Source organism: Micromonospora sp. MP36 (assembly GCF_008119785.1).
GTDB lineage: Bacteria > Actinomycetota > Actinomycetes > Mycobacteriales > Micromonosporaceae > Micromonospora.
Genome location: NZ_VSFA01000045.1, coordinates 1 through 22175, shown reverse-complemented (window position 1 = coordinate 22175; position 22175 = coordinate 1). Strand labels below are relative to the sequence as shown.

18 protein-coding genes are annotated in these 22175 nt (G+C 73.0%); 11 read left to right on the top strand and 7 right to left on the bottom strand.

The features are described from left to right. Positions 1-127 precede the first annotated feature (127 nt). A complete protein-coding gene (locus FXF52_RS24995; protein ID WP_148800701.1) occupies positions 128-2134 on the top strand; it encodes a protein meaA in 2007 nt (668 codons plus the stop codon). A 69-nt stretch (positions 2135-2203) separates the two neighbouring features. On the opposite strand, the gene FXF52_RS24990 is transcribed toward FXF52_RS24995, so the two are convergent. Further along, a complete protein-coding gene (locus FXF52_RS24990; RefSeq protein ID WP_148800698.1) occupies positions 2204-2821 on the bottom strand; it encodes a DUF4126 domain-containing protein in 618 nt (205 codons plus the stop codon). A 71-nt stretch (positions 2822-2892) separates the two neighbouring features. Between FXF52_RS24990 and nucS the strand changes: the two genes are divergently transcribed. Then, the gene (gene nucS / locus FXF52_RS24985; RefSeq protein ID WP_073836014.1) at positions 2893-3552 is read left to right on the top strand and encodes an endonuclease NucS; all 660 of its coding nucleotides are present in this window, start codon (positions 2893-2895) and stop codon (positions 3550-3552) included. A gap of 31 nt (positions 3553-3583) precedes the next feature. Here nucS and FXF52_RS24980 read toward each other — a convergent pair whose 3' ends face one another. After that, positions 3584-5086, bottom strand: a complete 1503-nt coding sequence (locus tag FXF52_RS24980) for an aldehyde dehydrogenase family protein (protein ID WP_148800696.1) — start codon at positions 5084-5086, stop codon at positions 3584-3586. Between the two features lie 167 nt (positions 5087-5253). On the opposite strand from FXF52_RS24980, the gene FXF52_RS24975 reads away from it, so the two are divergent. From FXF52_RS24975 to FXF52_RS24945, 7 genes are all read left to right on the top strand, one after another. Further along, positions 5254-5781: an FHA domain-containing protein gene (locus FXF52_RS24975; RefSeq protein WP_255472317.1), complete on the top strand. Its 528-nt coding sequence runs from the start codon at positions 5254-5256 to the stop codon at positions 5779-5781. Between the two features lie 88 nt (positions 5782-5869). Next, positions 5870-6934 (top strand): alpha/beta fold hydrolase, encoded by a 1065-nt coding sequence (locus FXF52_RS24970; protein ID WP_148800694.1) that lies wholly within the window; start codon positions 5870-5872, stop codon positions 6932-6934. A gap of 225 nt (positions 6935-7159) precedes the next feature. Further along, the gene (locus FXF52_RS24965; protein ID WP_148800692.1) at positions 7160-8950 is read left to right on the top strand and encodes a 3-hydroxyacyl-CoA dehydrogenase family protein; all 1791 of its coding nucleotides are present in this window, start codon (positions 7160-7162) and stop codon (positions 8948-8950) included. Between the two features lie 41 nt (positions 8951-8991). Continuing rightward, on the top strand, positions 8992-9486 hold the full coding sequence (locus tag FXF52_RS24960) for a SigE family RNA polymerase sigma factor (protein ID WP_148800689.1): 495 nt from the start codon (positions 8992-8994) through the stop codon (positions 9484-9486). Further along, the gene (locus FXF52_RS24955; protein ID WP_148800687.1) at positions 9483-10565 is read left to right on the top strand and encodes a hypothetical protein; all 1083 of its coding nucleotides are present in this window, start codon (positions 9483-9485) and stop codon (positions 10563-10565) included. Before FXF52_RS24960 ends, FXF52_RS24955 begins: the two co-directional genes overlap by 4 nt. Before the next feature lie 60 nt (positions 10566-10625). Then, positions 10626-10958 carry a hypothetical protein gene (locus FXF52_RS24950; protein WP_148800685.1) on the top strand — a complete coding sequence of 111 codons (333 nt, stop codon included), beginning with the start codon at positions 10626-10628 and terminating at the stop codon, positions 10956-10958. Between the two features lie 66 nt (positions 10959-11024). Continuing rightward, positions 11025-11834, top strand: a complete 810-nt coding sequence (locus tag FXF52_RS24945; protein WP_148800684.1) for an alpha/beta hydrolase — start codon at positions 11025-11027, stop codon at positions 11832-11834. A 9-nt stretch (positions 11835-11843) separates the two neighbouring features. Here FXF52_RS24945 and FXF52_RS24940 read toward each other — a convergent pair whose 3' ends face one another. The 5 genes from FXF52_RS24940 to mce form a co-directional block, all read right to left on the bottom strand. Then, positions 11844-13052, bottom strand: a complete 1209-nt coding sequence (locus tag FXF52_RS24940; protein WP_255472316.1) for an AI-2E family transporter — start codon at positions 13050-13052, stop codon at positions 11844-11846. A gap of 683 nt (positions 13053-13735) precedes the next feature. Then, positions 13736-16015 carry a hypothetical protein gene (locus tag FXF52_RS24935; RefSeq protein WP_148800682.1) on the bottom strand — a complete coding sequence of 760 codons (2280 nt, stop codon included), beginning with the start codon at positions 16013-16015 and terminating at the stop codon, positions 13736-13738. 168 nt (positions 16016-16183) lie between these two features. Further along, complete coding sequence (locus tag FXF52_RS24930) at positions 16184-17437, bottom strand: DivIVA domain-containing protein (protein WP_148800680.1); 1254 nt, start codon at positions 17435-17437, stop codon at positions 16184-16186. A gap of 274 nt (positions 17438-17711) precedes the next feature. After that, on the bottom strand, positions 17712-19067 hold the full coding sequence (gene ccrA / locus FXF52_RS24925; RefSeq protein WP_148800678.1) for a crotonyl-CoA carboxylase/reductase: 1356 nt from the start codon (positions 19065-19067) through the stop codon (positions 17712-17714). A gap of 282 nt (positions 19068-19349) precedes the next feature. After that, positions 19350-19820, bottom strand: a complete 471-nt coding sequence (gene mce, locus FXF52_RS24920; protein ID WP_148800676.1) for a methylmalonyl-CoA epimerase — start codon at positions 19818-19820, stop codon at positions 19350-19352. Between the two features lie 62 nt (positions 19821-19882). Here mce and FXF52_RS24915 point away from each other — a divergent pair, with 62 nt between their 5' ends. After that, on the top strand, positions 19883-21082 hold the full coding sequence (locus FXF52_RS24915) for an acetyl-CoA C-acetyltransferase (protein WP_148800674.1): 1200 nt from the start codon (positions 19883-19885) through the stop codon (positions 21080-21082). A gap of 55 nt (positions 21083-21137) precedes the next feature. Continuing rightward, positions 21138-22142: a methylmalonyl Co-A mutase-associated GTPase MeaB gene (gene meaB / locus FXF52_RS24910; RefSeq protein ID WP_148800672.1), complete on the top strand. Its 1005-nt coding sequence runs from the start codon at positions 21138-21140 to the stop codon at positions 22140-22142. The last annotated feature ends 33 nt before the right edge of the window (positions 22143-22175 follow it).

Sequence of the window (22175 nt, the reverse complement as noted above, 5' to 3'; positions counted from 1 at the left end):
GCCGGCTGGCGGCGCGGGGGTGTGGTGGTCTCGACCATGTCGCGCCGCTCGTGCCCGGTGGTCCGCTCCATGGACCTGTGTGGTTTTCCACAACCCGTTTTACTGAACGGTAACTTAGACTCCGGCCATGGACGAGAAGGCTCCCTCGGGGCGGCTGCCGGAGCGCGACCGGCCCTGGGTGATGCGCACCTACGCCGGGCACTCCTCCGCCGCGGCCACCAACGCGCTCTTCCGCCGCAACCTGGCGAAGGGGCAGACCGGTCTCTCCGTCGCCTTCGACCTGCCCACCCAGACCGGGTACGACCCGGACCACGAGCTGGCCGCCGGCGAGGTGGGCCGGGTGGGCGTGCCCGTGGCGCACCTCGGCGACATGCGGGCCCTCTTCGACGGTCTCCCGCTCGCCGAGCTGAACACCTCGATGACCATCAACGCGCCGGCCATGTGGCTGCTCGGCCTCTACGCCGCGGTCGCCGCCGAGCAGGGCGCGGAGCTGGCCCGGTGCGCCGGCACCACGCAGAACGACATCATCAAGGAGTACCTGTCCCGGGGGACGTACATCTTCCCGCCGGCGGCGTCGCTGCGGCTGACCGCCGACGTCATCGCGTACACGCTGCGCGAGATGCCGAAGTGGAACCCGGTCAACATCTGCTCGTACCACCTGCAGGAGGCCGGCGCGACGCCGGTGCAGGAGGTCGGCTTCGCCCTGGCCACGGCGGTCGCCGTGCTCGACGCGGTGCGCGACTCCGGCCAGGTGCCCGCCGAACGGATGGGCGACGTGGTGCAGCGGATCTCCTTCTTCGTCAACGCCGGGGTGCGGTTCGTCGAGGAGATCGCCAAGATGCGCGCGTTCGGCGCGCTCTGGGACGAGATCACCCGCGACCGGTACGGCGTGGCGGAGGAGAAGCAGCGTCGCTTCCGGTACGGGGTCCAGGTCAACTCGCTCGGCCTCACCGAGGCCCAGCCGGAGAACAACGTGCAGCGCATCGTGCTGGAGATGCTCGGCGTCACCCTCTCCCGGGACGCCCGGGCCCGCGCGGTGCAGCTCCCCGCCTGGAACGAGGCGCTCGGCCTGCCCCGCCCGTGGGACCAGCAGTGGTCGCTGCGGATGCAGCAGGTGCTGGCGTACGAGTCGGACCTGCTGGAATATCCCGACCTCTTCGCCGGCTCGCAGGTGATGACCGCGCTGGTCGACGACATCGTCGCCGGTGCCCGGGTCGAGCTGGCGAAGGTGCTGGAGCTGGGCGGCGTGGTGGCCGCCGTGGAGACCGGCTACCTGAAGAGCGCCCTGGTGGCCTCGCTCGCCGACCGCCGCCGGCGGATGGAGGCCGGCACCGACGTGGTGGTCGGCGTCAACCGGTTCACCGAGACCGAGCCGTCGCCGCTGACCGCGGCCGGTGCCGAGGCGATCGAGCAGGTCGATCCCGCCGTCGAGGCGGCCGCCGTGACCGCCGTACGCGAGTGGCGAGCCGGCCGGGACGCGGCGGCGGCGGACGCGGCACTGGCCCGGCTGCGCGCGGACGCCGCGACCACGGCGAACCTGATGCCGGCGACGCTGGAGTGCGTGCGGGCCGGGGTGACCACCGGCGAGTGGGCCGGCGCGCTGCGCCAGGTCTTCGGCGAGTACCGGGCCCCGACCGGCCTCTCCGGCGCCGCCGGGGCGGGCGGGGACGCGGGGCTGGCGGGGGTCCGCGAGCGGGTCGCCGCGACCGCGCGCGAGCTGGGCAGCAGCCGGCTGCGGCTGCTGGTCGGCAAGCCCGGCCTGGACGGGCACTCCAACGGCGCCGAGCAGATCGCGGTACGCGCCCGCGACGCCGGCTTCGAGGTGGTCTACCAGGGCATCCGGCTGACCGCCGGACAGATCGTCGCCGCGGCGGTCGAGGAGGACGTGGACCTGGTCGGGCTGTCGGTGCTCTCCGGCTCGCACCTCGCCGCCGTGCCGGCGGTGCTGGACGGGCTGCGCGCCGCCGGGCGGGCCGATCTGCCGGTGGTGGTCGGCGGCATCATCCCCACCCGCGACGCGGAGGCGCTGCGGGCGGCCGGTGCGGCCCGCGTCTTCACGCCGAAGGACTTCGCGTTGACCGGCATCATCGACGAACTGGTCACCGTGATCCGCGAGGCCAACGGCCTGCGCTGAAAGCAGGGCCCCAAGCCCACCGAGAGCAGCCCACGACCCGGACCCAACCCAGAACCGCGACCAGCAGGATCAGACCCGGAACCCAGCCGCGCGAGCTGCCGCACGTTCCCGCCGCCGGTCCTTGCGCCGCCGCAGGAACCAGCCGAGGAACAGGACGAACCCGAGCAGGAACGCCAGCACCAGCACCGGCAGCAGGAGGGCCACCACCGACATGACCGCGCTCGTGGCGTCCTCGGCGGTGCTGGCGACCGGGGCGCCGAAGCCCGCGGTGGTCGCGTTGATGACCGGGCGGACCGCCGACTTGAGCAGGTGCACGCCGAGCGCGATGAGGACGCCGACCACGACCGGCACCCACTGGTGCGAGGAGAAGAAGGTGTCCGGGTCGCTGACCGTGACGGTCTGCGAGCTGGAGCCGGCGCCGAAGGCCAGGCCGCCGGCGGTGGGCCGGACCACGGTCTGCACCACGTCGTTGACGTGGTCGACCACCGGCACCTTGTCGGCGACCACCTCGATGGTGAGCAGCACGGCGAGGATCAGGATGACCCAGCCGTTGCCCAGCCACTGCCACCCGCTGGGCAGGTCGACCAGGTCGGTGTAGCGCGCCAGCAGACCCATGAGGAGCAGCGGGATGTAGGCGTTCAGGCCGGCCGAGGCGGCGAGGCCGGAACCGGTGAGGACTTCGAGCACGATCTCAATATCGCACCGGTACGCCAGTGGCGCTCGCCGGCCAGCGCCGGGTGCTCGGCTACCCTCGTCGGGTGCGGTTGGTGATTGCGAAGTGCTCGGTGGACTACGTCGGACGGCTCTCGGCGCACCTGCCGCCGGCCACCCGGCTGCTCATGGTGAAGGCGGACGGCTCGGTGTCGATCCACGCGGACGACCGGGCGTACAAGCCGTTGAACTGGATGAGCCCGCCGTGCCGGTTGGAGGAGGCGCCCGGCGTCTGGCGGGTGGTCAACAAGGCGGGCGAGGAGCTGCGCATCACCCTGGAGGAGATCTTCCAGGACACCTCGTACGAGCTGGGCGTCGACCCGGGCCTGCGCAAGGACGGCGTCGAGGCGCACCTGCAGGAGCTGCTCGCCGCCAACCCGGAGACCCTCGGCGAGGGCTTCACTCTGGTCCGGCGGGAGTACATGACCGCGATTGGTCCCGTCGACCTGCTCTGCCGGGACGCGAACCAGGGCGCGGTCGCGGTCGAGGTGAAGCGGCGCGGCGAGATCGACGGGGTGGAGCAGCTCACCCGCTACCTCGAACTGATGAACCGCGATCCGCTGCTCGCCCCGGTCACCGGCGTCTTCGCCGCGCAGGAGATCAAGCCGCAGGCCCGGGTGCTCGCCACCGACCGCGGGATCCGCTGCGTGGTGGTCGACTACGACAAGCTGCGCGGCATCGAGCGCGACGAGCTGACCCTGTTCTGAGCACGGCGCGGCCGGGGGGAGACCGACGCCGTCAGCGGCCCCGGCCGTACATCAGCTTGGCGGCCTTGACCAGGCGGGCGACGTCGGCCGGGGTGCGCTCGAAGGTCATCGACGGCAGCAGCGAGGGCCCGCGGCGCCGGGTGATCGCCTTGGCCCGGCCGAACTCGCGCAGCCCGTCCGCGCCGTGGATCCGGCCGAAGCCGGAGTCGCCGACCCCGCCGAACGGCAGGGTGGACATGCCGGCGAAGGTGAGCGTCGAGTTGATCGCGGCCATCCCGGAACGCAGCCGCCGCGCGACCGCCACCGCCCGCTTCCGGCCGAAGACCGAACCCCCGAGACCGTACGACAGGGCGTTGGCCCGCTCGACGGCCTCGTCGACGTCGCGGACCCGGTTGACCGTCAGGGTCGGGCCGAAGGTCTCCTCGCGGACGGCGGCCGAGTCTTCCGGGACGTCCACCAGCACGGTCGGGTGCACGTACGGCGGCTGCACTGCCTCGGGGCCGCCGAGCACCGCCCGGCCGCCACGGGCGACCGCGTCGTCGATGTGCCGGCGGATGACGTCGAGCTGGGCCGGCATGGTGATCGGTCCGATGTCGGCACCCTCCGGGCCGACGGTGAGTCGACCGGCCTTCGCCACCACCTTGTCGAGGAAGGCGTCGAAGACCGGCTCGACCGCGTAGACCCGTTCGATGCCGATGCAGGTCTGCCCGGCGTTGGTCAGGGCGCCCCAGACGCACGCCTCGGCGGCGGCGTCCAGGTCGGCGTCGGCGTCCACGATCATGGCGTCCTTGCCGCCCGCCTCCAGCAGCACCGGGGTGAGGGTCTCGGCGCAGGCGGCCATCACCTTCTTCGCGGTGCCGGTGGAGCCGGTGAAGGCCAGCTTGCCCACGCCGGACCGGCACAGCGCCGCGCCCACGTCGCCGAGGCCGTGCACGGCGGTGAGGACGGGCTGCTCCGGCACCACCTCGGCGAAGCGGTCCACCAGCCACTGCCCGACGGCCGGGGTGTACTCGCTCGGCTTGAACACCACGGCGTTGCCGGCCGCGAGGGCGTACGCGGCGGAGCCGATCGGGGTGAAGACGGGGTAGTTCCAGGGGCCGATCACCCCGACCACCCCGTACGGCTGGTATTCGAGGTGCCCGGTGAACTCGGCGAGGATCAGTCGGGTGCGCACCCGGCGCGGCCCGAGCACCCGGCGGGCATTGCGGGCGGCCCAGTCGATGTGCTCCAGCGCGGTGAGGATCTCGACGACGGCGTCGCCGATCGGCTTGCCGCCCTCCGCGTGCACCAGTTCGGCCAGCTCCTCGATGCGCCGGGCGATGACACCGCGCCAGCGCAGCAGCCACTCCCGGCGGCCGGTGAAGCCGAGCCCGGCCCACCACTGGCCCGCGGCGCGCCCCCGTTCGACCGCGTCCCGTACGTCCGCTACGGTCGCCACCGGGACCCGTCCGGCTTCGGCGCCGGTCGCCGGGCTGGTGGACACCAGGTGACCGTCCTCGATGATCGGGGTCCCCGGGACATGCACAGCCGTCATGGCCGAAGTCTAGACCCGAACGTTACTCACTGGTAGGTCCGGCGTCCCGCGTAACCTGCCCTGACCGGGGCGCCGACGGACCGACGGAATCGACGGACATGACCGGTGAATGAACCCGAAACGGCGAACAGAAGTTGACCGGCCGGGGTCGCGGGGGTGACCGCGCGGTGGTGACAGCCATTACGGTGAGCTGGCAGGCTGACGCCGCAGGCGACGGTGGGGTGGAGGGGCGACTGCCGATGGAGGAGCATCCGGAGTTGATGCCGCTGTTGACGGTGTCGGGTGGGGCGCTGCGCGGGCTGAGCTTCCGCGTCGGCCGGGACCCGCAGGTCATCGGCCGGGCGCCGAGCGCCCACATCGTGCTCGCCGACGCGCATCTGAGCCGGCGGCACGCCACGGTGCAGTTGACCCCCGAGGGGGCCTGGCTGACCGACCTCGGCTCGACCAACGGCACCTGGCTCAACGACCAGCGGATCAGCGGCAGCGTGCCGCTCACCGACGGTGACGTGATCCGGCTCGGCCGCACCGACCTGCGCTACTTCGACCCGGGGGTGGCCCGGACCGACCCCGTCGGGATGAGCTTCGGCCTCCCGAGCCCGGGCCACCGGCCGACCCTGCCGCTGCCCGTCCCGTCCGCCCGGACGCCGGTGGAGTCGCGCGAGATCCTGTCGCTCCCGGTCGACGCGCACTCCTGATCCCACCGGGTCCCTCCACACCCATAGGCGGTCCGGGGTGGGGTCCGGGCACATGGACCGGGCCGGCGCGGTGTGCCAGCATGCGCGGATGCGGAGCACGCGGCACACGATCCAGGCCAACGGCATCACCCAGTCGGTACGGGTGGCCGGTCCGCCGGACGGCGTACCGGTGTTGCTGGTGCACGGCAACGTCTCGTCGTCGGCGTTCTGGGAGCCGCTGCTGCGGCGGCTGCCGGAGACGCTCCGCGTGGTCGCCCCGGACCTGCGCGGGTACGGCGAGACCGACATCGCCCCGGTCGACGCGACCCGGGGCCTCGGTGACTTCGCCGACGACGTGGCCGCCCTGCTCGACGCCCCCGGGCTGTTCGCCTCGGGCGCGCGGCCCGTGGTGGTCGGGCACTCGCTCGGCGGCGGGGTGGCGATGCGGCTGCTGGTCGACCATCCCGACCGCGTGGCCGGGCTGTTGCTGGAGGCGCCGGTGTCGCCCTACGGGTTCGGCGGGACCCGGGACCTCGACGGCACCCCCACCACGCCGGACTTCGCCGGCACCGGCGCCGGCACCGCCAACCCGGACTTCGTCGCCCGCCTCGCCGCGCAGGACCGGGGCGAGGACGGCCCGACCAGCCCGCGCAACGTGCTGCGGGCGGCGTACGTGGCCGACCCGGCGTCGCTGGGCGAGGACGAGGAACTGCTGCTGGAGAGCATGCTCACCACCGCCACCGGGGACGACAACTACCCGGGCACGGCGCTCGCCTCCGCGCACTGGCCGGGCACGGCCGCGGGGAAACGCGGGGTGCTGAACGCGCTGGCGCCCGCCTGGTTCCGGGTCGCCGACGAGCTGGTCACCGTCCCGGCCAAGCCGCCGGTGACCTGGGTACGCGGCGAGGCCGACGTGATCGTCTCCGACACCTCGCTGTTCGACCTGGCGTACCTGGGGTCACTCGGCGCCGTGCCGGGCTGGCCGGGAGCGGCGGACTGCCCGCCGCAGCCCATGGTGGGCCAGACCCGGGCGGTGCTGGACCGGTACGCGGCGGCCGGCGGCACGTACCGGGAGGTGGTGCTGCCCGGCTGCGGCCACAGCCCGCACCTGGAACGGCCGGCCGAGTTCGTCGCGGAGCTGCTGGCGCTGGTCGGGGTGCCCGCGCAGGCCTGACCCGGCAACGCTGGCGGAGGCCTGACCCGGCGCCGGCGGACGACGGTGCCCGGCCTGCGGTGACGACGCACCGCCCGGGCCGGCCGCGCCCGGGGCGGAGAGTGACGGACGTCGTGAAATACCCCACGGCGTCTCGACAACGTAGAGTCACGTGGCAGACTCCGGCGCATAACCTTAGCGGCCGTTCATGTCGGCAACGGCGGAGTCAACCAGGGGAGGCCGGTCGTGGCGCGCGAGTTCACCAGGGTGGGTGTGGTGGGTCTGGGCACCATGGGTGCCGGCATCGTCGAGGTGTTCGCCCGCAACGGCATCGACGTGGTGGCCGTGGAGATCTCGGCGGCCGCCCTGGAGCGTGGCCGGGCCACCCTCACCGGGTCGACCGACCGCGCCGTGGCCAAGGGCAAGCTCGCCGAGGCCGACCGGGACGCCCTGCTGAGCCGGGTCGACTTCCAGGTCGGGCTGGGTGCGCTGCACTCGGTGGACCTGGTGATCGAGGCGGTGCCCGAGCACCTGGACCTGAAGCAGCGGATCTTCGCCGAGCTGGACCGGGTCTGCAAGCCCGAGGCCATCCTGGCCACCAACACCTCCTCGCTGAGCGTCACCGAGATCTCCGTCGCCACCACCCGGCCCAACCAGGTCATCGGCATCCACTTCTTCAACCCGGCGCCGATCATGAAGCTGGTCGAGGTGGTCCGCACCGTGGTCACCTCCGCCGACGTGGTGGCCGACGTGGAGGCGCTCTGCACGCGCCTCGGCAAGGTCGACGTGACCATCAACGACCGGGCCGGCTTCATCGCCAACGCGCTGCTCTTCGGCTACCTGAACCACGCCGTGAGCCTGTTCGAGGCGCGGTACGCGAGCCGCGAGGACATCGACGCCGCGATGAAGCTCGGCTGCGGCCTGCCGATGGGCCCGCTGGCGCTGATGGACCTGATCGGCCTGGACACCGCGTACGAGATCCTGGACACCATGTACCGGCGCGGTGGCCGGGACCGCCGGCACGCGCCGGTGCCGCTGATCAAGCAGATGGTCACCGCCGGGCTGCTCGGGCGGAAGTCCGGTCGCGGCTTCTACACCTACGAGCGGCCGGGCTCGCCGAAGGTCGTACCGGACGAGCACACGCCGGTGACGACGGAGGCGGCGCTGGCCGACGGCGCGCGGGCGATCGCCAAGGTCGGCGTGGTCGGCTCGGGGACCATGGCCACCGGCATCATCGAGGTCTTCGCCAAGGCCGGGTACGAGGTCATCTCGGTTACCCGGGGCGCGGAGAAGTCGGCGAAGGTCTGCGAGGCGGTCAAGACCTCGCTCAACAAGGGCGTGGTCCGGGGCAAGCTCAGCGAGGCCGACCGGGACGCCGCACTCGGCCGGGTCACCTGGTCGGCCACGCTGGACCATCTCGCCGACGTCGACCTGGTGGTCGAGGCGGTGGTCGAGGAGCTGAGCGTCAAGAAGGCCCTCTTCGCCAGCCTCGACGAGATCTGCAAGCCGGGCGTGGTGCTCGCCACCACCACCTCGTCGCTGCCGGTGATCGACGTGGCGATGGCGACCCAGCGTCCGGCCGACGTGATCGGCCTGCACTTCTTCAACCCGGCGCCGATCATGCCGCTGGTGGAGATCGTGCAGACCATCCGCACCTCGGCGGAGACCACCGCCACCGCTCGCGCGGTCTGCGCGGCGCTGGGCAAGACCGGCGTGGTCTGCGGCGACCGGTCCGGCTTCATCGTCAACGCGCTGCTCTTCCCGTACCTGAACGACGCGGTGAAGATGCTGGAGGCCAGCTACTCGACCGCCGACGACATCGACCACGCCATGAAGCTCGGCTGCGGCTACCCGATGGGCCCGTTCGAGCTGCTCGACGTGGTCGGTCTGGACGTCGCGCTGGCCATCCAGCGAGAGCTCTACCTGGAGCTGCGCGAGCCGGGCTTCGCCCCCGCGCCGCTGCTGGAGCACCTGGTCACCGCCGGCTACCTGGGCCGCAAGAGCGGCCGCGGGTTCCGCGACCACACCCACCGCTGATCCGGGTCAACACCGGGCGCCGGTGACGGCGTCTTGAGGGTGTGACCTTCGAGGAGTACGTCGGCAGCCGCGGCCCGGCCCTGTTACGCCTGGCCCGGCTGCTGACCGGGGACGAGCACCGCGCCGAGGACCTGACCCAGGACGTCCTGGCCCGGGCGTACGTGCACTGGCGGAAGATCGCCCGGGCCGACCGGCCCGACGTGTACGTGCGCCGAATGATGGTGAACGCCAACGCCTCCTGGTGGCGCCGGCGGTCCAGCCGGGAGCTGGCCGTGGACAGCTTCGCCGAGCAGGCCCACCGGGGCGACCTCGGCGGCGAGGCGGCCGACCGGGACGAGATGTGGCGGCTCATCCGGGCGCTGCCCGACCGCCAGCGTGCCGTGCTGGTGCTGCGCTACTACGAGGATCTGGACGACGCGACGATCGCCCAGATCCTCGACTGCTCGCCGGTCACCGTCCGCACCCACGCGATGCGGGCGCTCGCCCACCTGCGGGAGCGCTGCGGCGTCCCGACGACGAACGGGAGCCGGCCGTGACCGACCTCGACGAGCGGATCGCCTCGGTGCTGCGAGAGCGGGCCGAGGGGGAGATAGACACTGGCCGGCTGCTGAGCCGGTCCCGGGCCCGGGGACGCCGCCGGCGGCTGCGCCACCGGGTCGTGACGGGCACTGCGCTGGCCCTGGTCGGCGTGCTCGGCTTCGTCGGCGTGACCGGCACGGACCTCGGTGGGCTCTCGGGCCGGCTGCCGTGGACGGCGGCCACGCCGACCGTCGCCCCGCCGGTGCCGCCCCGCGCCGACGGTGTGCCCGGGGCCACCCAGCGCCCCGACCTGGTCGGCACCGACACACAGGTGCTCCACCTGGGCGTGGACACCAGCCGGGCCCGCTACCTGAGCTGGGCCGTTAGCGGCTCGAACCAGGTCGAGTCGGTCCGGTTGAGGGTCGGGGGTGGACCGCCGGTCCTGGTTGAGGTGAGCCGCTCCGCTCGGGTGGTCCACGAGCTTCTGCTCGATGGCCTCCCCGTCGAGCAGGGCGTGGTCCCGGTGACCTTCGACGGCGTCGTCCGGCAGTTCCGCAACGGTGCCGGCGGTCTCGTCAAGGCCTGGCAGCCCGTCCCCGGGCTGTACGCCCGGGCGAGCATGCTCGGCAGCACCGATCGGGGCATGCTGGCCAAGGCCGTGGACGCCCTCCGCTGGGGTGAGGCACGCCGGTGCGACGCCCCGCTGCGGCTGAGCGTGCTGCCGGAGGGTGCGAAGGTGGCCACCTGCTCCGTCGACGCCACCGCCTTCCCCGGGGGTCTCCACGTCGAGCTCGTCCTGTACCGAGAGCCGTCGGCGAACATGTGGGTGCGATTGCAGTACGGGGCGCAGATCGCGACCGACCGTGCGGAGAGCAATCGCACTGTCGGTGGCCGTCCCGCCTACCTCTATCCAGACGGCAAGAAGCTCGAACTGCTCGGCATTCCGAGAGCACACCTGAGCGCCGAGTTCGGCTGGCCGTTTCCGGACGACCACACGCACAGGAGCCAGTTGGACTTCACTGAGGCCGACGCGAAGAGCGTGCTGGGCGGGGCGCAGGTGGCGAAGGACCTGACCGACCCGGAAACCTGGAAGTGACCGGCGGCGCCGGCCGGGCCGCCCGTCGCGGGGCGGCCCGGCCGGCGAGCCGTACGCTTGGTGACCGTGAGCCCCCGTCGCAACCGCCCCCGCCGGGACGACACCACCCGGCTGGACTCCGAGCGGGCCCGCCAGGGCGTGCCCACCGTCCAGCAGTGGCGCGACGGCGACTGGCAGGTACGCGGGATCAGTGGCGGGGCGTCCGTCAAGACGTACCGCTGTCCCGGCTGTGACCAGGAGATCCGCCCGGGGGTGGCGCACGTGGTGGCCTGGCCGGCCGACGACCGGGGCGACCTCACCGACCGGCGGCACTGGCACAGCGGCTGCTGGCGGGCCCGGGACCGGCGTGGCCCGAACCTCCAGCGCGGTCGCGGCGCCCCCCGGTACGGCTGAGCGATCTGGGTCACCCTGTTTCCGCCCCGGCGGGCGACGGGGCGGACGGCGCGCGAGACTGGGACGGTGAGCACCCCGATCCGTGCGTCGTCGATCCTCCCCGGCCACCGGGAGGACATCGAGCTCCACACCGCCGACGGGCTGACGCTGGTCGGTGAGCTGGCCCGGCCGCTGGACCGGGAGCCCGCCGGCACACTGGTCTGCCTGCACCCGCTGCCCACCCACGGCGGGATGATGGACAGCCACGTGTTCCGCAAGGCGGCCTGGCGGCTGCCCGCGCTGGCCGACCTGGCCGTGCTCCGGTTCAACACCCGGGGCACCAGCAGCGTCCGGGGCACCAGCGAGGGATCATTCGACGCCGCCGTCGGCGAGCGCTTCGACGTCGCCGCCGCCATCGAGTACGCCGAGTTCCACGAACTGCCGAACATCTGGCTGGTCGGCTGGTCGTTCGGCACCGACCTGGCGCTCAAGTACGGCTGCGACCCGGCGATCGCCGGGGCGATCCTGCTCTCCCCGCCGCTGCGTTTCTCCGAGCCGGCGGACCTCGCCGTCTGGGCCGAGGCGGGCAAGCCGCTCACCGCTCTGGTGCCCGAGTTCGACGACTACCTGCGCCCGGACGAGGCGCGGCAGCGATTCGCGGCCGTGCCGCAGGCCGAGGTGGTCGGGGTGCCCGGCGCCAAGCACCTGTGGGTGGGCGACGCGGAGACCGTGCTCGACGAGATCGTCCGGCGGGTCAACCCGGCCGTGCCGGTGCCCCTGCCGACCACCTGGGACGGCCCGATGGAGACCGGTGACGTCAGCGCGTACGCCGACCGGACCGTGGCCGCCTTCGCCGACACCCCGGTCCCCGGGCCGCAGCAGCGCCAGGCGGGCTGACGCCGCCGGTCAGCGGGAGTCCTGCCGGGGGAGGACCACCTCGCGGAGGATGAGCTGGAGGGCGGCCACCACCGGGATGGCGATCAGCGCGCCGACCACCCCCAGCAGCGACACCCCCAGCAACGCGCCGAGCAGCGCCGCCACCTCGTTGACCGAGACCGCCCGGCGCATGATCTTCGGGTAGATCAGGTAGTTCTCCACCTGCTGGTAGACCAGGAAGAAGACCAGGCAGGCGACGCCCACCGGCAGGTCGGTGGCGAACCCCACCAGGGACACCACCACCGCGCCCAGGGTCGCCCCGATCTGCGGGATCAGGTCGGTCACCGCGACCACCACGGCCAGCGCGAACGGGTACGGCAGCCCGACCGCCAGCGCGAAGACGAAGGTGCTCGCCCCGGCCAGCACCGCGATGGCGAGCGCGCCCACCATGTACGCGCCGACCCGGGTGAGGATCTCGTCGCCGATCAGCCGGACCCGTTCCCGCCGGGTGCGGGGCACCAGCGCGTACCCGAGGTCACGCAGCCGGTCGAAGTACGCCAGGAAGTAGATGGTCAGCACCAGCACGGTCAGCGCCCGGAGGATGGTGCCGAAGATCAGCTGAGCGCCGCCCAGCACGCCGCCCAACGCCCGGCCGATGGTCTCCGCGTTCGCCGCCGCGCGGACCCGTTCCATCACGTCGTACTGCTCGATGAGGTCGTTGACGGTGGGGTTGCGGCGCAGTTGCTCCACGTAGCCGGGCAGGTGCGTGATGAACTGCCCGGACTGGGTCACCACCGGCGGCACCAGCGCCAGCAGCCCACCGATGATCAGCAGCAGCACGGTGAGCGTCACCACCGCCACGGCCAGCCCGTGCGGCAGGCCCCAGCGGCGCAACCGGACCACCGCCGGGTGCAGACCCACGGCGAGGAAGAGCGCGATGACCACCAGCACCAGGATGCCGGCGGCGTTGCGGATGCCCAGGAAGACCGCGTACGCCAGCAGCACGCCGAGCGCCCCGGTGAAGCCGACCAGGAAGGCGCTGCGGCGCAGCGGCTTGCCCGGCACGCCGAACCGGCCGCTCGGCTCGAACTCGGTCGGTTCGGTCGTCTCGTCGGGCTCGGTCGGCTCGCCGGCGGTGGGCCGCCCGGACTCGTCGGCCGCGCCTTCCTCGGGGCGGAGCGCGCCCAGCGGATCGTCGTCCTCCGGTCCGGCGTCGCCCGGCCGCCCGTCCTGCGTCACCTGACCTCCCCCGATCCCGCTCCGGCGTACCGGAGTCCAGCTCGCCGGACCGGCCCGGGTGCCCGGATCGGCCGGCCGGCCGTCGGGTCCACGCGGCAGCCCGCTGCTCGGGAGGTTAGCGGGCCTGGCTGTCCTCGGCCAGCCCTTCCGCGGCCCGTGCCGGCCACCTCCCGCTTCACCGGCCCGGCCGGAGCCCCTGGCCTTCGGCGAGCTCGCTGATCTGGCGGGCCAGGGCGGGGCCGATGGTTTCCGCCGGCGGCGAGGTCGCTGATCTGGCGGGCCAGGGCGTCTGCCGGGGTTCCGCGGACGGCGAGCTCATTGATCTGGCCGGTCAGGCCGTCGGCTAGGGGCTCCCGCCGACGGCGAGGCCGCTGATCTGGCGGGCCAGGCCGCCGTCACCGAGGGGTACCCCGCTCCGCCTACAGAGTTGATGACACAAACGATTCACCGCTGGGTGGGGAAGGCGCCACGCGAACTTCGCCTTCCAGACCACCGTGATCACCGTGATCCTCGGACCCCAAAGGCCGGCGGGCCGCCCCGGCTGAGTCATTTACGTCATCAGGTTCGTAGCGTCCGGCGGGCACCCGGCCCGGCCGCCGGACGGCAGCGGGGGCGCGGTGGACGGCGGCGGGGCGCGGCGATGCCGGCCGAGGTCGGATATCGGGCGGGACTCCTCGCCTGGGTCAGTCGGTCTCGACCTTGACCGCGCTCGGCTTGGCGCTCCGCTCGTCGGTGGTGGGCTTGGTCGGACGCTTGCCGTTCTCGCCGGTGCTGGTGATCTTCGTGGGAGTGGCGCCACGGCCGCCCTCGCCGGGCACGGCGGCGACGGTCGGCTCGCCGTCCACGCCGGCGGTGGCGGCGCCGCCGTCCACGGTGGTCACCGGTTCGGCGACCGGGCGGGCCGCGCTGCCGTCCGCCGCCGGCTCGGTGGCCGCCGGCTCCCCGGCCGCCGCCGGCGCAGGCTCGCCGCCCTCGGGGGAGACGGTCGTGGTGCCCTTCGCGGTCACCGGGGTGGTGTCCTTGCCGGCGGTCACCGGGCCGGTCTCCTTGCCGGCAGTCACCGGAGCGGTGTCTTTCCCGGCGGTCACCGGGGTCGTGTCCTTGCCGGCCGCCGGCGCGCTGTCCTTCCCGGAGGCCACCGACGTGCTCGCCTTGCCGGCGGTCACCGGGCCGGTCTCCTTGCCGGCCGTCGGGGCGGCGGGGCCGGTCGCGGCCGGCCCGGAGGAATCGCCGCTGGCGGCCGCGCTCAGCTCGTCCGGGTCGACGGGGGTGGTGGCGAGGCCGGCCCTGGTCGCCGACAGCCGGACCTCGGCGAGCTTGCGCTGGAGGTCGTCGGACTCCTGTCGGGACTTCCAGGTCTCCGTCCGCAGGTCGGCCAGCTCCTGCTGGGCGTGGGCGATCTCCAGCATCACCTGGGCGAGCTGCTGGCGGCCGGCGGCCACCTCCTGCTGGGTGGCGGCGAGGTGCTGCTGCGTGGTGGCGAGGTGCTGCTGGGTGGTGGCCGCGTACTCCTCGAACTGGCGGCGCGAGGCGGCGACGTGCTCGTCGGCCTTGCGGCGCTTGTCGGCGGCGTCGACCTCGGCCCGGCGCAGCAGCTCGGCGCCCTCCTCCTCGGCGCGCCGGCGCATGGTGAGGGCGTCCTGCTCGGCCGCCTTCCGGATCCGGGCGGCGCCCTGCTCGATCTCCTCGCGCCGGGCGGCGTACGCCTTCTCCAACTCGTCCTGCCGCTTCTTGTGCTGCCGGTCGAGCTCGTCGCGGCGCTTGGCGTACTCCTGCTCGGCGGCCGCGCGGCGCTGGGCGAACTGCTTGTCGGCCGCCTCCCGCCGGGCGTTGACCTCCTGCTCCACCCCGGCCCGCCAGGCGCCCAGCTCCTGCTGTGTCTGGGCCCGGGCCTCCTGGACGTACGCCTCGGTCTCGGTGCGCATCCGCTGGACGTACGCCTCGATCTCGGCGCGCTTGCGCTTGCCCGCCTCGGCGGCCTCGGTGCTGAACCGGTCGGCCTCGGTGCGGGCTCGGCTCCGGGTGGCCTTCGCCGCCTCCTCCGCGTCGTCGACGATCTTCTTGGCCTCGGCGAGCGCCTTGGCGTGGGTGGCCCGGCCGGCCTCGGCCGCGGACTCGGTGAGGCGCTTGGCCTCCTGCTGCGCCTTGGCGTGCACCTCCTTGGCCGCCTCGCGGAGCTGAGTCGCCTCCTGCTGCGCCTTGGCCAGCGCCTCCTTGGCCGCCTCGCGCAGCCGGGCGGCCTCCTGCTGGGCGCGGGTGTGGATCTCCTTGGCGGTGTCCCGGAGCTGGGTCGCCTCCTGCTGGGCCTTGGTCAGCGCCTCCTGGGCCGTCCGGCGCAGCCGGGTCGCCTCGTCGTTGGCGTCCTTACGGAGCTTGGTGGTCTCTTCGTGGGCGTCCTTGCGGAGCCTGGTGGTCTCCTCGTGGGCGTCCTTGCGGAGCTTGGTGGACTCCTCCTTGGCCGCCTTGAGGGTGGCCTCCGCCTCGGCCTTGCGGGCGGCGGTGAGTCGCTCCTCCTCGGCCCGCCGGGCGGCGAGGGCGATCTCGAAGTCCTTGAGGGCCTGGGCGGACTGCTCCCGGGCCTCCTCGATGATGTGCTCGGCGGCGGCGCGACGGGCCTCGATCTCCTCGTTGGCGGCGGCGAGGATCTCGTCCGCCTGCTCCTCGGCCATCAGGAGGATCTGCTCGACCCGGGGACCGAGGTGCCGGAACGAGGCCCGGTCCACCACGCCCACCTGCTTGCGTACCTGGGCGAGATCGCGTTGCAGCACCTCGACCTGGCCGGCCAACTTGTGGATCTGGGTGTACGCCTGCTCCCGCTCGGCCGTCAGCGCCGCGATCTCGTGCTCCGCACGAGCGACGTACCGGTCGACCTGTCGTTTGTCGTACCCCCGCAGCGCGGACTCGAAGCTGGGCTCCGTGGCCACGTCCCCGCCGAGAGCAAACAGTTCCTCGCCGTGCGACATGCTCCCATCCTCACACGCATCCGGTTCTGCTGGGGCGATACGGACGCCCCGGTTGGGACCTACTTCACTGACGGGTCGAAACGGGCTGGAAAGCGTGACGGCGCGGGGTGGCACCGGTTACCCGGTGTCACCCCGCGCCGTGGTTCATGCCCCGTCGCGGGTGGTGTCTCAGCTGGCCGACTCGGCGCTCACCTTGTCCTCGGCGCCACCGGCCTTGGCCGCCTCCGGCTTGGCGCCGCCGCCCGGCACGCCCGGCACGATGCCGGCGAGGCCGGAGAGCATCTGCCCGAGCTGCGAGGTGACCGCGTCCTTCTGCCGGGTGAGGTCCTCGACCTCGCGGCGGGCCGCCTGGGTGGTCAGCTCCGCCTCGGTGCGGGCCTCGCTGAGCAGACGCTGCGCCTCGGCCTTCGCCTCGTTCAGCGTCTTGTCGGCCAGCGCCTTGGCCTTGTCCACCGTCTCGTTGGCGGTGCGCTCGGACTCGACCCGGCGGGCCTCGGCCCGCTGCTCGATCTCCTTGGCCCGCTCCTGGGCGGCCCGGGCCCGCTGCTCGGCCTCGCTGACCAGCTTCTGGGTCTGCGCAACCTGGGCGGCGTGCCGCTCGGACTCCTCGCGCTCGGCCTTCTCGCGCCGCTCGGCGAGCTGGAGCTCCAGGGCCTGCAGGTCCTTGTCGCGCTTGTCCCGCGCGTCGGTGAGCAGCTTGGTCGCCTCGGCGCGCTTCTCCTCGGCCTCCCGGGCGGCCTTGGCCCGCTGCTGGGTGATCTCCCGCTCGGCGGTGGCCCGCAGGGTGGCGACCTCACGCTCGACGGTGGACTTCAGCTCGGCCACCTCGTGGGCGGTGACCGTACGCAGCTGCTTGGTCTCCCGCTCGGCGTCGGCGCGCAGAGTGTCCGCCTCGCGGCGAGCCTGCACGCGGACCTCGGCGGCCTCCCGCTCGGCGGCGGTGCGGACGCTACCGGCCTCGCGCTCGGCGGTGGCCTTCATGGCGGCCGCTTCGGCGCGCGCCTTGTCGGTGATCTCCCGCGCCTCGAGGCGGGCCGCGGAGAGGATGCCCTCCGACTCGCGCTTGGCCTCGTTGCGGTGGTCGTTGGCCTGCTCCTCGGCCAGCCGGAGGATCTGCTCGACGCGGGTGCCCAGGCCGGAGAGGGTCGGCCGGCTGTTCTCCTCGAGCTGCTTGCTGGTGTCGGCGAGCTTCTGCTCCAGCGCGCTCTGGCGCTGCTCGGCCTGGCGGAGCCGGCGCTGGGCGTCGTTCATCCGCTGCTCGGCCTCGGCCCGGGCCTGCTCGGACTGGCTCAGCGCGGCACTCAACCGGCCGATGAAGTCGTCGACCTGGTTGGTGTTGTATCCGCGCAGGCCAACGGTGAAATCTGGCTGCGTGTTCGCGTTATCGAAGAACGCAAGAGGGGAGGACTGCTGCTGGGGCATTGGGACATACTGGCAGACGCCCCAGGGTGCTTCGCAAGAGCGGTCGGAAGCTTTCGTGTCCTGTTTACATGGTCAACTTCGTGGGCGGGCCGGGCCGGACCGAACAGCGATCTTGGCAGCTCCGGGCGTGCCCGACGGGACGCGAGTCGCGCGCCGAAAGGGCCGCCGGTCGGTGCCCCGCGGCCCTTTGTCGAGGGGTCCCTGAATCGCCTTCCGCACAATGGAAAGCGCAATGCCTCCACTGCCCGGCCGGTGCCGCGACCACCCGGACCGGTCAGTGCCCGCGGAACCGGTTGATCGCGGTTTCGTGCCGGGCCCGCAGCTCGGTGTCCCGGACGCCGAGGCCGTCCGTCGGGGCGAGGCAGCGCACCCCCACCTTGCCCTGGTGCGCGTTGCGGTGCACCTCGTACGCGGCCTGGCCGGTCTGCTCCAGCGGGTAGGTCCGCGACACGGTCGGGTGGACCTTCCCGAGGGCCACGAGGCGGTTGGCCTGCCACGCCTCGTGGTAGTTGGCGAAGTGGCTGCCGACGATCCGTTTGAGGTGCATCCAGAGGTATCGGTTGTCGTACTGGTGCTGGTAGCCGCTGGTGGAGGCGCAGGTGACGATGGTGCCGCCGCGCTTGGCGACGTAGACGCTGGCGCCGAAGGTCTCCCGGCCGGGGTGCTCGAAGACGATGTCCGGATCCTCGCCGCCGGTCAGCTCGCGGATCCGCTCGCCGAAGCGCCGCCACTCGTCCGGGTCCTGGGTGTCCTCGTCCTTCCAGAACCGGAAACCCTCGGCGGCCCGGTCGATGACCAGTTCGGCGCCCATCCGCCGGCACAGCTCGGCCTTCTCCGGGGAGGAGACCACGCAGACCGGGATCGCGCCGCCGCCCAGGGCCATCTGGGTGGCGTAGCTGCCCAGGCCGCCGGAGGCGCCCCAGATCAGCACCACGTCGCCCTGCTTCATGTTCGCGCCGTGGTGGGAGACGAGCTGCCGGTACGCGGTGGAGTTGACCAGGCCGGGACTGGCCGCCTCCTCCCAGCTCAGGTGGCGCGGCTTCGGCATGAGCTGGTTGGCCTTGACCACGGCGAGCTCGGCCAGGCCGCCGAAGTTGGTCTCGAAGCCCCAGATCCGCTGCTGCGGGTCGAGCATGGTGTCGTCGTGGCCGGCCGCGTCCTCCAGCTCCACCGAGAGGCAGTGCGCGACCACCTCGTCGCCGGCCTTCCACCGGGTCACCCCGGGCCCGGTCCGCAGCACCACGCCGGCCGCGTCCGACCCCACCACGTGGTACGGCAGGTCGTGCCGGCTGGCCAGGTCGGAGACCCGGCCGTAGCGCTGGAGGAACTTGAACGTGGGCAACGGCTCGAAGATGCTGGTCCAGACCGTGTTGTAGTTGATCGCGCTGGCCATCACCGCGACCAGCGCCTCGCCCGGGCCGAGCTCGGGGGTGGGCACCTCCTGCAGGTGCAGCGCCTTGCGCGGGTCCTTGTCCCGGGTGGCCATGCCGTCGAACATCCGGGTGTCCTCGGCGCGGACGACCACGCCCCGGTAGCTCTCCGGTACCGGCAGGCCGGCGAGGCCGGCGAGTTCCCGCTCCGGCTGCGCGGAGCCCTCCGCCGCCATGATCGCATCGAGGATGTCCTGCATGGTGACCTCCCGTTCGTCCGCACCCACACCGGGGCAGGGGTGCTGCCATCGTCGGCGCCGGTGCGACGGGTCCGCCATGTCGGCAATCGACACATCCGGCACCGGTCGCACTCTTGTGGGGCCGGACGTTACTGAACGGTAGCTAGGGTCGGAAGTCCCCTGTGAAAAACTGCATCCACCGGTGCGTGGAGGTGTCCGCGGGAGCGCTGAACCGCGCATCGCCGCGCTCGGTCCCGGCGAAAGGAAGGGCCCTCTGCTGGCCAGGGCCCCTTCCTTTTCGGCTCAGTGGGCGGCCGGCTCGACCAGCTCGACCAGCACGCCGCCGGCGTCCTTCGGGTGCACGAAGTTGATCCGGGAGTCGGCGGTGCCCCGCTGCGGGGTCTCGTAGAGCAGCCGTACGCCCCGCTCGCGCAGCGCCGCGCAGGCCGCGTCGATGTCCGTCACCGTGTAAGCGACCTGCTGCACGCCGGGCCCGTTGCGGTCCAGGAACTTCGCGATCGTCGACTCCGGCGACAGCGGGGCGAGCAGCTGCAGGCAGCCGCCCTCGGTGGTCGGCCCGACGGCCAGCATCGCCTCGCGTACGCCCTGCTCGGCGTTGGTCTCGGTGTGCACGCAGCGCATCCCGAAGGTGCGCTGGTAGAAGTCGATCGCGGCGTCGAGGTCGGCCACGGCGATCCCGACGTGGTCGATGCGGCGCAGGCCGATGTCTGTGACATAGTCGGCAGCGGGCTCGACGGGGGAGTTCTCAGCCATGGCGCTAGTCTGACCGAACAATCGTTAAGGCGTACAGGTCGGCACCCCCCTCGGAGGCAGGCATGGCTTCGGTGATCGTCAGCGGCGCGCGGACCCCGATGGGGCGCCTGCTGGGCAACCTCAAGGATCTCCCGGCGACCCGGCTCGGCGGCATCGCGATCAAGGCGGCCCTGGAGCGCGCCGGCGTGACCCCCGACCAGGTGCAGTACGTGATCATGGGCCAGGTGCTCCAGGCCGGCGCGGGCCAGATCCCCGCCCGCCAGGCGGCCGTCGAGGCCGGCATCCCGATGTCCACCCCGGCGCTGACCATCAACAAGGTCTGCCTCTCCGGCCTGGACGCCATCGCCCTGGCCGACCAGCTCATCCGGGCCGGCGAGTTCGACATCGTGGTGGCCGGCGGCATGGAGTCGATGACCAACGCCCCGCACCTGCTGCTCGGCCAGCGCAGCGGCTACAAGTACGGCGACGTCACGATCAAGGACCACATGGCCCTCGACGGGCTCACCGACGCGTGGGACTGCTGCGCGATGGGTGAGTCGACCGAGCGGCACGGGGTGAAGCACGGCATCACCCGCGAGGAGCAGGACGCCTTCGCGGCGGCCAGCCACCAGCGTGCCGCGGCCGCCCAGAAGAACGGCCACCTCGCCGACGAGATCACCCCGGTGATCATCCCGCAGCGCAAGGGCGACCCGCTGGTGATCAGCGAGGACGAGGGCATCCGCCCGGACACCACGGTCGAGACGCTGGCCAAGCTGCGCCCGGCGTTCACCAAGGACGGCACCATCACCGCCGGCAGTTCCTCGCCGATCTCCGACGGCGCGGCCGCGGTGGTGGTCATGAGCAAGGCCAAGGCCAAGGAGTTGGGGCTGACCTGGCTGGCCGAGATCGGGGCGCACGGCAACGTGGCCGGCCCGGACAACTCCCTGCACTCGCAGCCGTCCAACGCCATCAACCACGCCCTGAAGAAGGCTGGCCTGACCGTCGCCGACCTCGACCTCATCGAGATCAACGAGGCGTTCGCCGCGGTCGGCATCCAGTCCACCCGGGACCTGGGCGTCAGCCCGGAGAAGGTCAACGTCAACGGCGGCGCCATCGCGCTCGGCCACCCGATCGGCATGTCCGGCGCCCGGCTGGTGCTCACCCTGGCGCTGGAGCTCAAGCGTCGGGGCGGCGGCACCGGCGCGGCCGCGCTCTGCGGCGGTGGCGGCCAGGGCGACGCGCTGATCATCCACGTGCCGGCCAGCGCCGAGACCGAGCAGTGAGCGCGAGGAGCGAGCTGATCTTGCGAGCCCCGCAGTCGCGAACAGAGGCAGCACAGTGAGCGACGCCGTCGAGAACGCCCCGGTTGCGGCCGCCGGATCGGTGCGCCGCAGCCGGGACGTACCGATGCTGGTGGAGCGGGCCCGCGCGGGTGACCCCCGCGCGGTGGCCCGGCTGATCACCCTGGTGGAGTCCGGCGACGAGGTGCTGCCGCAGGTCGCGGCGGCCCTCGCGCCGTACGCCGGGCATGCCCAGGTGGTCGGGCTGACCGGGTCGCCGGGGGTGGGCAAGTCGACCACCACCAACGAACTGGTCCGGGCGCTGCGGGCGCACGGCCACCGGGTCGGGGTGCTGGCCATCGACCCGTCCAGCCCGTTCACCGGCGGGGCGATCCTCGGCGACCGGGTCCGGATGCAGGACCACGCCACCGACCCCGGCGTCTACATCCGCTCGATGTCCAGCCGCGGGCACCTCGGCGGGCTCTCCGCGGCCACGCCACAGGCGGTTCGGGTGCTGGAGGGCGCCGGCTGCGACGTGGTGCTGGTGGAGACGGTGGGCGTCGGGCAGGCCGAGGTCGAGGTGGCCTCGCTGGCCGACACCACCCTGGTGCTGCTCGCCCCGGGCATGGGCGACGCCATCCAGGCGGTCAAGGCCGGCATCCTGGAGATCGCCGACGTCTTCGTGGTCAACAAGGCCGACCGGGACGGCGCCGACGCCACCGTCCGCGACATCCAGGGCATGATCGCGCTGGGCGAGCGCGGGCCGGGGGAGTGGCGGCCGCAGGTGGTCCGGGCGATCGCCGCGCGGGGCGAGGGCATCGACGACATCGCCGCCGCGATCGACAAGCACCGCGACTGGCTGGAGCGGCACGGCGAGCTGCGCCGCCGCCGGGAGGCGCGGGCCGCCGCCGAGGTCGAGGCGATCGCGCTCGGCACCCTCCGGGACCGGATCGGCTCGCTGCGCGACGGTACGCAGTTGCCGACCCTCGCCGCCAAGGTGGCCGAGGGTGCGATCGACCCGTACGCGGCCGCCGCCGAACTGCTGGCCCAACTCGGGGCCTGACGGGTCCACTGCGGACCGGCCCCGAACTAGTAC